This is a genomic window from Corynebacterium felinum (assembly GCF_030408755.1).
Lineage (GTDB): Bacteria > Actinomycetota > Actinomycetes > Mycobacteriales > Mycobacteriaceae > Corynebacterium > Corynebacterium felinum.
The window spans coordinates 1,773,886-1,785,805 of the sequence record NZ_CP047209.1 but is presented as its reverse complement, the minus strand read 5'-3'; the positions used below and the strand labels follow the sequence as shown (position 1 = coordinate 1,785,805).

The window sequence follows — 11,920 nt, the reverse complement described above, 5'->3', positions numbered from 1 at the left end:
ACAACAACCACCCCAAGGGACACACCGTGAGCAGCACACTCTTCCACAACATAGGCGAACTCCGCACCGTCGGCCCCCACGGCACCATCCACAACGCGGCACTGGTCGCCGACAATGGAACAATCGCCTGGATCGGCTCACACGAGCACGCCCCCGACTGCGATCACGCACACGACCTCGGCGGGCGTGCCGTCCTACCCGGTTGGGTTGACTCCCACACCCACATGCTTTTCGACGGCAACCGCGCCCACGAATTCGAAGCACGCATGGCTGGCCAAAACTACGCGGCAGGGGGCATCAACATCACAGTCGACGCCACCCGCGCAGCCACCACCGCACGCCTCGAACAACTCCTCATCGACCGCATCCGCGCCGCCCGCCACCAAGGCACCACCACCATAGAAACCAAAACCGGATACGGACTCGACGTCGAAAGCGAAGCACACGCCGCCCAACTCGCACACCGCTACGTCGACGATGTAACCTTCCTCGGCGCCCACGTCGTACCACGAGGCGCGAACGCCGAGGACTACGTCACCCTTGTATGCACCGACATGCTCGATGCCGTGATCGACCACGTGCACTGGATCGACGTCTTCTGCGAACGTGGCGCATTCAACGAAGACCAGGCGCGCCAGGTTTTGCAGGCAGGTAAAGATCGTGGGCTTGGGTTACGGGTCCACGGCAACCAGTTGGGTGAAGGCCCAGGTGTGAAGCTGGCGGTTGAGATGGGGGCGCGGAGCGTCGATCATGTGAATTATCTCAGTGCCGATGATATTGAGTTGCTTGCAGCCCATGACACTGTGGCGACGGTTTTGCCGGCCTGCGATCTTTCCACCCGCGCACCTCTTGCGCCCGCTCGCACGCTTCTCGACGCCGGGGCAACTGTGGCTATCGCATCGAATCTCAACCCTGGCACAAGCTATACATCAAGCATGAATTTCTGTGTGGCTACAGCGGTGCTGCAAATGCATTTGAGTTTAGATGAAGCGATTTGTGCTGCAACTCATGCAGGTGCGGTTTCGTTGAATCGTCATGCAGTTCATAACGGCCTAGATCCCCGTGGTCGACCAGCCGTGGGTAGCCTCGTCGAAGGGGCAGAAGCGAACCTGCATGTACTCGATACCCCTCATGCGATTGATTTAGCGTATCGGCCAGGAATGCCGTTGAGTTGGGCTACGTTTATCCGCGGGGAGAAAGTCTAATCCACCCTACTGGTTAACCACACAACTGAGGTGACTTGGGATAATGTTTATCGCTTTCTTTGTCAACCAAGGGAATAAAAACTTCACAGTCTTGGTTGGGGGTTAGTGAGGAGATAGTAAAAGTGGCGGTGCTCCTTCTTAGAAAAGAAGGAGCACCGCCACTTTTTTAAAGCGCTTATCAGGCGATCTTAAGCGTCGAGATCCTGTTCGATCAACGCAGCAATCTTTTCAACAGCCTCGGCGTTTTCTGAGGTGACAGTTACCTTGTCGCCCTTTTCAGCACCCAAAGCCATAATCATCAGGGAAGAAGCGGCATCGGTTTCTTCGTCTTCTTCACCCTCGAGGAACAAGAAGATGTCCTCATCATACTCGCCAGCAGCCTCGGCGATGATGGAAGCTGGACGAGCGTGCAGACCAACTGCAGAACCGACAACTACGGTCTTGGAAGCCATCTCAATGGGTCCTTTCATAAAAACCGCGCACTACCACCCCACGCCCGCAAGCCTAGGGGAGTGCCACGAAACAATAAGTGAATGAAGCTGCCCGAATATTCCCACAGCTTCCTACCCAACGCACAGATAGCACGAAAGTAGCGTGAATAAAGTGGGAACAACCAAAGCAAACCTATGTCCGATTCTATGTCTAAATCTGTGTTTGCGCCATCAAACGGACACAATGTTCATAAGTGCTGTGTCACATGATGCGGAGTAGTTTTCACAAAGGTGACAAAGGTGCTGCTCAGTGCGTGCATACGGTGATTTCATCGTCAAAAACTGTGAACAAAATCCCAGTATCCGGTCGGGCTCACTTGTGTATGCACAGCCGCAGAAAACACAACCATCCCCACAGTGACCAACACTTTTAAGTTTTCACATTAGGTTTGAAGAGCCTTCGACGGCCAAAATTGCTTGAGCAACAACACCGCCACAGCACTGACAATCACACCGGCGCCCAAAGCCACGAACCAAGCCCACAACGGTTCAACTGCAAAGAACACAAACATACCACCATGTGGAGCGCGTGAACCTACACCAAAGCCCATCGATAGTGCACCAGCAGTGGCTCCACCGAGCATCAGTGATGGAATGACCCGCAATGGATCGGCGGCAGCAAAGGGAATAGCACCTTCGGAAATAAACGCACATCCAAGAAGCCACGCCGATTTAGCGTTTTCTTGCTCCGCAGCACTAAACAAATTTCGTCGGATCAATGTCGCTATTGACATAGCAATTGGTGGAACCATGCCGGCAACCATAACGGCAGCCATAATCGCCAACGAGGCTTTATCGCCAGTCGATAGCCCCGCAGTGGCGAACAAATACGCTGCCTTATTCACAGGTCCGCCCAGATCAAAGCACATCATCACACCCAATACGGCACCTAAAACCATGGCGGAAGTCCCACTCATGCTTCCAAGCAACATTTGCAGCAGATCTAAGGTTTTATGGAGTGGCCGACCCAAGAAAAAGAACATGGATACACCGACTAGCATGCTGGTAACAAAAGGAATAATCACCACCGGCATCAACGAATTCACCACGCGGTGCACCTTGATCCGTGCCAGCCCCATTGCGATGAGACCTGAAAGCACACCAGTGACAAGACCACCGAGGAAGCCTGCCCCAATGAGCACACTGACAGAACCGCCAATAAAACCTGGGGCAATACCGGGTCGGCCAGCCAAAGCGAATGCAATATAGCCAGAGAGCGCAGCCACAATAAAACTCATCGCCGACTGGCCCACCCCGAACAACACCGCACCGAAATACAGCATAAACCCAGATCGGTCAGTAGTAATCGTATAACCAGCAGCCTCAATCGTGGAGCCTGGAAGCGTAGACAGGGAATGGAAAAGGACAATTTCTTTCCACGCAGGTGCCATATCGTAGCCACCAAACAGGAAACCTAAGCCAATGAGCAAACCGCCAGCAGCGACGAAAGGCACCATGTAGCTAACACCAGTCATCACGGCCTGCTGGAGACGTTTGCCTATGCTGAGCCCAGAGGCAGTAGACACCCCATGAGACTCATCGCCCACGCGGCACGGCCCAGCACTGACCCGTCGGGCATGAGGATCATGCACTGCAAGCGCGGCGGATTCCAACAGCTGTTTCGGATGATGAATCGCCTTTTTCACACCAGATTCGATCACGGGTTTACCGGCGAAGCGCTCGCGATCCTTCACACCAACATCAGTGGCAAAAATAACCGCATTAGCGTGCGCAATATCGGTGCTTGAAAGCGAATTATAAGCAGAAGAGCCTTGAGTTTCGACCATGACGGTCACGCCAGGCATGGATTCACTCGCCTGCACAAGAGCATCCGCAGCCATATACGTGTGCGCAATGCCGGTGGGACAGGCGGTGACTGCCACAATCCGAATCTCCTGGTCAGGCGCTAAGTAAGGAGAGGATAGGGATTGCGGCGAATCGAAAGTTTGCGTGTCAGTCGCATGGGCACCACCCACGGGGTGATCTTCCGGGGAATTAGATAACGAGCCCGAAGGCGAGCTGATAATTCCTGTGCGTGGTGCCGATGTGGACTGATTCTTCGGGGGAGTAGGGGAATCAAACACGCCCTCAATGAGTGCAACAGCCTCATCCGGCGACGAAACTGCGCGTAATGCCGCAACGAAATCTTTCTTCAACAAAGCGCGCGCAAGCTTTGACAACAGCACCATATGCTGACGCGACTGTGAATCCGGAACAGCAATAAAAAACACCAGATCACTAGCCCCGTCAGGGCCCGAAAAATCAACCGGGTTGCTCAACCGAACAAAACACAATGTCGGTTCGACTACTGTGGCGCAGCGACAATGTGGAATAGCCACCCCACCAGGAATACCCGTCGGCGACTGAAACTCCCTCGCGCACACGGCGTCGAAAAGCAGATCCACGTCCTTTGCCCGACCTTGAGCCACAACGAGCTCAGAAATAAACCGGGCGACAGACTCAACCGACCCACCACACTCAACATCGAGCCGAACCAAATCGCTCGTCAACACAGCGGAACTCATCGGAAAACCAAAATCCTATCCAAGGCTAAAACAAGGAGAAAAACTAACCCCTCACAATCCCCACACAACACAAGACAAACCACAAACAACACTCATGCATTGTCACAAGGGAAGTCACACTCAATAGGTGCGCATACCAAAGAAATTCTAATCCGAAAACACCCGATATGAACGCACAAATCTCCCAAACGGGGGAGCAAGCCCTTCAACGCTACAACTCACGCAACTCAATCTCATGCTCAGACGCCTGCTGCGGACACGGAATCATCGTGCCTGGCAACAACACCGCAGCCGAACCAAAACCCACACCATAAGCCAACGCATCCGGAGCCGACAACCCCCGCACACGACCCATCACATACCCCGCCAAGGTGCAATCACCAGCACCGACAGTCGAAACCACGTCCAACGGCGAGGTGGAAGCAACAAACGCTGCACTGGCGTCGACAAGCACCGCACCAGCCGAACCCAACGTCACCATCACCTCAGGAACACCGCGAGCAACCAACTTTTGCGCCGCCGCTACAACCGGCTCAAAATTGCCTTGTACAGCCTCCAACTCCAAAATCTCGCCAGGAATACCCACGATCTGCCCCAGCTCCATGCTGTTCGGAGTGATCAAATCCGGCGCCGAACGCTCAATATTGTCCGTCAACGACTTAAACGGACGATCCGACGTATCAACAGCCACCTTCGTGTCCGGAGCATACGCATGAATCAGCGACACCAGCTGTGAATACCAATCAACAGGAGCCCCCGGCGGCAACGAACCAGCTAACACCACCCACTGAGCCAACGCCGCATGCTCAACAACCATCGCCTCAAGCGCAGCGACCGACTCAGCAGAAAGCGTGGCCCCCACACCATTCAACTTCGTTGTCGTACCATCTGGGCTCGTCAATGTCGTATTCACCCGCACCGGCTCATCAACCGAACAATACTGAAACGGAATACCCGTCTCCTGCATCAACTGCACAAAGCGATCCTGTGCTTGCGCTGGGAAAAGTGCCAACGTGGGCACACCAGCCTTCAAAACAGCATGGGCAACATTAATGCCCTTACCCCCAGCCACACTCACTGCCGCATTCAAACGGTGAACGTGTCCCGGAACCAACATTGACTCCAACGCAAAGGTCATATCAATGCTCGGATTCGGAGTGAGCGTCACTATCACGGAATCACCAATTCAGTCTCAAAGGAACGAAGAACCTGACCAAAACCCTCCGGCGCATGTCGATCTGTCACCACAACATCAACATCACGCACCGAAGCAAAACTCACCCCAACACGCCGACCCAATTTCGTCGAATCACACAAGACCACAGAACGCACAGATTGCCCAATCATCGTCGACTTCACCTGTGCCTCCCGTGAATCTGACGTACTCAAGCCAAACTCAAGATCAAGGGCATTCGTTCCCATAAAAGACACATCAGCGCGTAACAAACGCAACTGCTCAACAGTGCTTTCACCAACAACTGCCTGGGTGCGTGCCTTCAAAAAACCACCCACCACGCACACATGGGGAACCCCAGCAGAAGCGACGATGCGGGCCACATTGGGAGAATTGGTCACAACCGACCAATTCTGGCCGACATAATTCTTCGCCAAAACATTGGCGAAAGCCTCAGTCGTTGACCCTGCATCAATAAACACCGAACCACCAGGTCCAGGCATTAAACCAAGTGCAGCCTGCGCAATAAGCTGCTTACGGCGCTGCGACTGATGCGTCGGCAGCTGGTCATCATCCTCATCGATTGCCATGAAATCGCCAGGGGAGGAAGGCAAAGAAATAACAGCACCCCCATGCACTCGACTGAGCAGGCCCTGTGCCTCAAGCGCTTTAAGGTCACGGCGAATAGTCTCGGCGGTCACCACGAAGCGCTCAGCCAAATCAGCGACAGCGACCCGACCATGATCATTCACCAAGGAGACAATTTCTTCGTGTCGTCCATTGATGTGAGCAACAGTTGCCATGATGATCCGAGACGAGCCTTTCGCAAATAATCCGTATAAACACTTCCCCTTAATGGACAATGGCGACACCGCCCGAAGCGGGGCGTCGAAAGTGCAGCGTGCCCGAACCGGTACGTGTGTGAAAAATTTTCTCAGCAGTACAAGGAGGGAAAATGTTCAGTTGTATCAACAAGATTGTAAAACGCACACACTCGTTGTCAGTGAGAAACGGCGACAGTTTCCCCCAAGTCAGGGGAAAAATCTCCAGTTGTGACCAACTTGTCTCAGTCATTTCGCACACATTCCTTCATGGGGTGGAAGGGATAGGTTACAAGCCGACCAAGGGCGGAAGGTAGTTAACTCTAGGCACATCTAAAATCTTGTGTTCACGTTGGGTTTTTCCGAGCCTCAGGCGCGAAAAATGTTGGAACTACCCCTCACTTTATGTCCAATTATTTTTGATTGTCAATTAATTTCTTCGCTTTTGCTCCCGAGTTTGTGCCCGTTTAGCGTCCGCTTGGGCGTTTGAATTGTTGGAGTTTGGTTGCGCACGTAGGCATTTTGTGGTGTCCTAGTGCTAATAGACACTCAGAAAGTGAGGATAGGTATCTGATGTACAGCAATGTGACAAACGACACCGTTATCAAGGGCACCGCAGTCGTCCCCGGTGTACGCTACGCTAAAGCCGTGTGGATCAGCCCACGGCCAGAACTCCCCCAAGCAGGAGAAGTTATTGACGAACAGGCACGCGAAGCAGAACTTGAGCGATTCACTCTAGCCGCCGACACCGTGGCATCGCGATTGCTCAACCGTTCCGAAAAAGCAACGGGCGATGCAGCAGCCGTGCTGAAGGCTACCGCTGGCATGGTTAATGACCGCGGTTGGCGCAAAACAGTGAAGAAAGGTATCAACGGGGGACACCCTGCTGAATACGCGGTGGTTGCTGCGACCACGAAATTCGTGTCCATGTTTGAGGCAGCAGGCGGAATCATGGCGGAGCGCACCACCGATCTACGAGATATTCGTGACCGTGTGATCGCCCAACTGCGCGGCGAAGCTGAGCCAGGTTTGCCAACCGTGAGCGATCGTGTGGTGTTGTTCGCCGACGATCTTTCCCCAGCCGATACCGCCGCGCTGGATACCACCTACTTTGTGGGTCTTGTTACAGAACTGGGTGGTCCCACCTCCCACACTGCGATCATCGCGCGCCAGTTGAATGTGCCGTGCATTGTCGCGGTCGGCGAAGATGTGCGTCAGATTGCTGACGGCGAACCAGTGCTTATCGACGGCTCACTCGGCACCGTGACCGTGGGCGCTGATCCAGAAACTGCTGTTGCTGCAGAGCAAGAATCCAAGATTCAGGCAGAACGCATCGCACAATGGCGCGGTCCAGCACAAACCAAGGATGGGCACCGTGTGCAGCTTCTAGCAAATGTACAAGACGGTAACGCAGCACGTCTTGCCGCACAGAACTCTCAGGCAGAAGGCGTGGGCCTGTTCCGCACTGAGCTGTGCTTCCTCACCGCGACTCAAGAGCCCAGCGTTGAGGAACAAGCGGAGGTGTATAAGAAAGTCTTGGAGCAGTTCCCTGACTCCAAGGTGGTTGTGCGCTCTCTCGACGCAGGTTCAGATAAGCCAGTTGCTTTCGCCACTATGGCCGATGAAATCAACCCAGCCCTAGGCGTGCGTGGTTTGCGCGTGGCACGGGCTAATGAGTCGTTGATGACCCGCCAGCTCGACGCAATCGCCAAGGCTGCAAATGATCTTGGCCGCGATGAGAACTCGCCAACGTGGGTAATGGCGCCAATGGTTGCCACCGCGCGTGAAGCCAAGTGGTTCGCTGATCTATGTAAAGAGCGTGGATTGATTGCTGGTGCGATGATCGAGGTACCCGCTGCAGCGTTGATGGCAGACAAGATCATGCCACATCTTGACTTTGTTTCGATCGGCACCAACGACTTGACCCAGTACACCATGGCAGCCGATCGCATGTCCCCTCAGTTGGCATATCTCACTGATCCATGGCAGCCAGCTGTTCTTCGCCTTATTGAGCACACCTGTAAGGAAGGTCAACGCCTTGGCACTGCAGTGGGTGTGTGCGGTGAGGCAGCCGCTGATCCGCTGCTTGCTTGTGTGCTGACTGGTTTGGGTGTGAATTCCTTGTCTGCTGCTTCCACTGCAATTGCCAGCGTAGGCGCTCAGCTTGCTGCGGTGGATCTTGATACCTGCAAGAAGGCTGCCGCAGCTGCGCTGAATGCAGAGGGAGCAACCCAAGCTCGCAGTCTTGTGCGTGAAATCTTGATTAGCGTGTAACGCACCTTTCACGTAGATGAAACCCCGTTACAGTATTGTGGCGGGGTTTCACACATTAACTGGAAAATTAGCCGGCGATAATAACCTCGACATCGCGCTCCCGTAGCGCCTTAACAAAGGATTCTGGGGCGTTTGCGTCGGTGATGATCACATCGATGTCGGAGATAGCACCGAAGCTAACGAGGTAATCAGTACCCATCTTGGTGGAGTCACATAACACAACAACCTTGTGCGCGTTGGTGATCATTGCGGACTTAATTGCTGCTTCTTGGGAGTCCGCAGTTGACAGGCCGTGGTCCAAAGTCAGTGCGTTCGTGCCAATAAACGCCACCTCGGCGCGCATGAGGGCGAGGGTGCGTAGTGCAGTATCACCGACGACAGCTTGGGTAATACCACGCACACTGCCGCCAAGAAGCTGAATTTCATCCAGCCCGGCATTAGCAAGCGTCAATGCGATCGATAGCGAGTTAGTGACGATCGACCAGTGCTTTGCTGAAGGCTGCATTGCGATGAGGTCAGCCAGTGCAGCGGTCGTGGTGCCGGCATCAAGAAACATGCCACCCTGGGATTCGGGGAGGAATTTCAGGGCAGCTTGCGCGATAGAGTTTTTCGCGCCTGATGCTGAGCGCGCGCGGGTGTCGAGTGAATATTCTGCAGTTTGGAACGTTTGGTTCGCTACCGCACCGCCGTGCACGCGGTGCACCACGCCCTCGCGATCCAAAACTGCAAGATCGCGACGAATGGTTTCGGCGGTGACGTCGAAACGGGCAGCGAGCTCGGTTACGTTCACGCGTCCCTCAACGGCGGTCAAAGAGGCGATTTGGCGGCGGCGTTCCTCCGAGTACATGGCCCTAAAGTCACTCCTTCAAAATGTGAGTTGTCAACATGTGAGTTTTTCTGGGCAATGTGTGTTTTAGTGGGATCAAACGAAGATCCAGATACACTTGCCCGTTTCCGCATCCGTGGAAGCGGAAATTTCTCCACTCATTCTTGCACGCATTCTGTGATTTTTGTGCTTGTATTCTCAGAATGACAGTTTCAAACGGGCAGACTCTCACGGTCGGACGCGCGTTTTAGCACGAAGTATAGCGTCATGTGGTGCGCAAACCTCACAAATATGTGGCTTTGTGTGAGAGTATGTGATTCTTCATACAGGAGCTCTAATGGGGGTAGTTTTTCGGGGGTAGGTTTTGTGGGAAAGACGTATCTGAAGAGGCTTCAGGTTTTAGACATCAGACGAATTAGGTACGGCTAATGTGCCCACTGAGGTCAAAATCAAACATATAGGCAAAGCCTTCCCCGGAGAGCTTCATTGAAAGGTTGAAGTGGGGGAAGGCTAGTGTGAAAAATACAGAGGTGTTCTAGAGCTTGCGCAATACGGAGACTACCTTGCCAAGAATCTCAGTGTCGGGGGTAACGGCAATAGGGTCGAAGGCATCGTTGTGTGGCAGCAGCCAAATGCCAGTGGAGTCTTTGAAGAATTCCTTTACAGTCGCTTCATTGTCAATCATGGCAGCAACGAACTCGCCTTGTTCGGCGACCTTTTGCGAGCGGATAACAACGTAGTCACCGTTGAGAATTCCAGCATCGCGCATAGATTCGCCAACAACTTCCAGCATGAACAAATCGCCATCGCCGGTAAATTCCTCTGGCAGGGGATAGTAGGTGGAGACGTTTTCCTCAGCAAGAATTGGGCTTCCGGCAGCAATCGAACCTACAAGGGGGACGTACTGAGAAGCGGATGATTCTTCAAGTGGAGGAACGGCCTGGAGCTTCTTTTTTGGCTTTGGGCCCACCTTCGGAATGTTGTCATTTGGAAGGGTGCGAAGATCAACGGCACGTGGCTTATTAGGATCACGGCGCAAGTAGCCCTTACGTTCCAATTCTTTGAGCTGATACGCCACAGAGGAGGTGGACTGCAAGCCTGCGGCGTCGCCAATTTCGCGGATGCTTGGTGGATAGCCGCGCAGAACCACTGCATCGCGAATTACTTGAAGAATACGGCGCTGGCGTTCCGTGAGTTTTTCTTGACCTTGGCCCTGGGTGGCCGATTTAGGGCCTGGCTTCCGTGGCATGTTGTGGACTCCTTGGATCTGGTGTGGCTGGACAGTGTGGTGAAATGACACGTTCGAACAATGCTCTTGAATGAGACATGTCATAAACCTGAACCCCAATTGATGGTTGTTCGAAAATATTGGGGGAGGGTTTCGTGTTCGAAGGAAAAGTGTTTCTCTACTACCACCATAGCGGAAATGGGGGTAGAGACAAGACATTTGTTCGAAATTTTTTCAAAAGTGTTGACAGCATGTTCGAATATGGGCATAATTCGAACAAGAAAGATCAATTCGAACACACAGTCGCGTATCACTTCTGACATGTTTGTCTTGCTGCGTACGATTTCTCTTCAGTTAATACTTCAGAGTTCTCGTGAAATCGTTGATGCTCATTGGTGTTCCTAGTTGTACATGAAGAGAGGTTGCTCATGACTATCGCTGCATTTTCTCACAAGAATACCCCTGCTGTTCGTGCAGTGGTTGTCCCACCAGCGGCAGTGTGGAATGGTGGAAGGCTTATTGACCCGTTGATCGGCGAGCATAACGGAGTCGATTCTGGGGCCGGTTTGGGACATGTCTTTTATGATTCAGTTGTTCGAATGCCTGCGGGGGTGGATGGGGCGCATGGGGGACGGCGTGTCTCCGAGAATGCGTTGAGCTATTTTTGGGCAGTTTTCTTTGGGCTAAGCGTTGCCATCGGTATTTTCCTGGCCGGTTCTCATGATTCTGATTTCAGTGAACAGCCCGTGCCGGTGCAGTTCTCCCAGACTGAATTTCCTACTTCGCGGTAGGGCGAACCACGTTACGGGCGTGAATGGTCAATAATGATTAAAGGACTTGTGCCTTAAGCTGTGTCTTCATAGGAGAGGTTGACTATTTCATGCATTGCCCGTTTTGCCACCACGAACATTCCAAAGTCATTGATTCCCGTGTGATCGATTCTGGTACCGCTATCCGGCGGCGCCGCGAATGTGGGGCGTGCAATCGGCGTTTTACCACGATTGAAAAGGCCCAGTTGTTGGTGATGAAGCGTAACGGTCTTACTGAGCCCTTTAGTCGTGAAAAAGTGATTGTGGGTGTGCGTCGTGCCTGTCAGGGCCGTGATGTGTCTGATGATGCTTTGAAAAAGCTGGCGCAGCAGGTTGAGGAAAAAGTACGTGCTATTGGTCATTCCCAAGTGCATGCCAATGATATTGGCTTGGCAATTTTGGAACCGTTGCGCGAGTTGGATGAGGTCGCATACTTGCGCTTCGCCTCTGTGTATAAGAGTTTCGAGTCAGCAGAAGATTTTGAATCAGAAATTCGGCTGATGAATCGGCGTGATCGCAGCGTTACATAGACAAACAAAATCCGGGGCGATTGCCCCGGATTTTGTG

At 53.2% G+C, this 11,920-nt stretch carries 10 protein-coding genes; 4 read left to right on the top strand and 6 right to left on the bottom strand.

All coding sequences use genetic code 11. From position 1 onward, the window contains the following. Positions 1-26: 26 nt before the first annotated feature. Positions 27-1,205: an imidazolonepropionase gene (gene hutI / locus CFELI_RS07645; protein ID WP_277103771.1), complete on the top strand. Its 1,179-nt coding sequence runs from the start codon at positions 27-29 to the stop codon at positions 1,203-1,205. Between the two features lie 188 nt (positions 1,206-1,393). On the opposite strand, the gene CFELI_RS07640 is transcribed toward hutI, so the two are convergent. The 4 genes from CFELI_RS07640 to CFELI_RS07625 all read right to left on the bottom strand — a co-directional run bounded on the left by CFELI_RS07640 (position 1,394) and on the right by CFELI_RS07625 (position 6,198). Next, a complete protein-coding gene (locus CFELI_RS07640) occupies positions 1,394-1,657 on the bottom strand; it encodes an HPr family phosphocarrier protein (RefSeq protein ID WP_277104993.1) in 264 nt (87 codons plus the stop codon). Between the two features lie 422 nt (positions 1,658-2,079). Continuing rightward, positions 2,080-4,221 carry a PTS fructose transporter subunit IIABC gene (locus tag CFELI_RS07635; RefSeq protein ID WP_277104994.1) on the bottom strand — a complete coding sequence of 714 codons (2,142 nt, stop codon included), beginning with the start codon at positions 4,219-4,221 and terminating at the stop codon, positions 2,080-2,082. A gap of 211 nt (positions 4,222-4,432) precedes the next feature. Continuing rightward, entirely contained in the window at positions 4,433-5,395 is a 963-nt protein-coding gene (locus tag CFELI_RS07630) for a 1-phosphofructokinase family hexose kinase (protein ID WP_277104995.1), read from the bottom strand. Beyond that, positions 5,392-6,198 carry a DeoR/GlpR family DNA-binding transcription regulator gene (locus CFELI_RS07625; protein WP_277104996.1) on the bottom strand — a complete coding sequence of 269 codons (807 nt, stop codon included), beginning with the start codon at positions 6,196-6,198 and terminating at the stop codon, positions 5,392-5,394. The genes CFELI_RS07630 and CFELI_RS07625 overlap by 4 nt, the downstream gene beginning before the upstream one ends. A 591-nt stretch (positions 6,199-6,789) precedes the next feature. Between CFELI_RS07625 and ptsP the strand changes: the two genes are divergently transcribed. Next, positions 6,790-8,490, top strand: coding sequence for a phosphoenolpyruvate--protein phosphotransferase (gene ptsP, locus CFELI_RS07620; protein ID WP_277104997.1), 1,701 nt, complete (start codon positions 6,790-6,792; stop codon positions 8,488-8,490). A 67-nt stretch (positions 8,491-8,557) separates the two neighbouring features. Here the strand turns inward: ptsP and sugR are convergent, their stop codons facing one another. Together sugR and lexA are read right to left on the bottom strand one after the other, a co-directional pair. Next, positions 8,558-9,337 (bottom strand): transcriptional regulator SugR, encoded by a 780-nt coding sequence (gene sugR, locus CFELI_RS07615; protein WP_277104998.1) that lies wholly within the window; start codon positions 9,335-9,337, stop codon positions 8,558-8,560. Between the two features lie 514 nt (positions 9,338-9,851). Next, the gene (lexA, locus tag CFELI_RS07610; RefSeq protein ID WP_277104999.1) at positions 9,852-10,565 is read right to left on the bottom strand and encodes a transcriptional repressor LexA; all 714 of its coding nucleotides are present in this window, start codon (positions 10,563-10,565) and stop codon (positions 9,852-9,854) included. Between the two features lie 407 nt (positions 10,566-10,972). On the opposite strand from lexA, the gene CFELI_RS07605 reads away from it, so the two are divergent. Both CFELI_RS07605 and nrdR read left to right on the top strand, forming a co-directional pair. Then, positions 10,973-11,335 (top strand): hypothetical protein, encoded by a 363-nt coding sequence (locus CFELI_RS07605; protein ID WP_277105000.1) that lies wholly within the window; start codon positions 10,973-10,975, stop codon positions 11,333-11,335. An 89-nt stretch (positions 11,336-11,424) separates the two neighbouring features. Further along, positions 11,425-11,883, top strand: coding sequence for a transcriptional regulator NrdR (gene nrdR / locus CFELI_RS07600; RefSeq protein WP_277105001.1), 459 nt, complete (start codon positions 11,425-11,427; stop codon positions 11,881-11,883). Positions 11,884-11,920 lie beyond the last annotated feature (37 nt).

Bases quoted from the DNA above. Each gene is read 5' to 3' on its own strand.
- CFELI_RS07640 (WP_277104993.1), bottom strand. From the start codon at position 1,657: ATGGCTTCCAAGACCGTAGTTGTCGGTTCTGCAGTTGGTCTGCACGCT.
- CFELI_RS07635 (WP_277104994.1), bottom strand. From the start codon at position 4,221: ATGAGTTCCGCTGTGTTGACGAGCGATTTGGTTCGGCTCGATGTTGAG.
- CFELI_RS07625 (WP_277104996.1), bottom strand. From the start codon at position 6,198: ATGGCAACTGTTGCTCACATCAATGGACGACACGAAGAAATTGTCTCC.
- ptsP (WP_277104997.1), top strand. From the start codon at position 6,790: ATGTACAGCAATGTGACAAACGACACCGTTATCAAGGGCACCGCAGTC.
- sugR (WP_277104998.1), bottom strand. From the start codon at position 9,337: ATGTACTCGGAGGAACGCCGCCGCCAAATCGCCTCTTTGACCGCCGTT.
- lexA (WP_277104999.1), bottom strand. From the start codon at position 10,565: ATGCCACGGAAGCCAGGCCCTAAATCGGCCACCCAGGGCCAAGGTCAA.
- CFELI_RS07605 (WP_277105000.1), top strand. From the start codon at position 10,973: ATGACTATCGCTGCATTTTCTCACAAGAATACCCCTGCTGTTCGTGCA.
- nrdR (WP_277105001.1), top strand. From the start codon at position 11,425: ATGCATTGCCCGTTTTGCCACCACGAACATTCCAAAGTCATTGATTCC.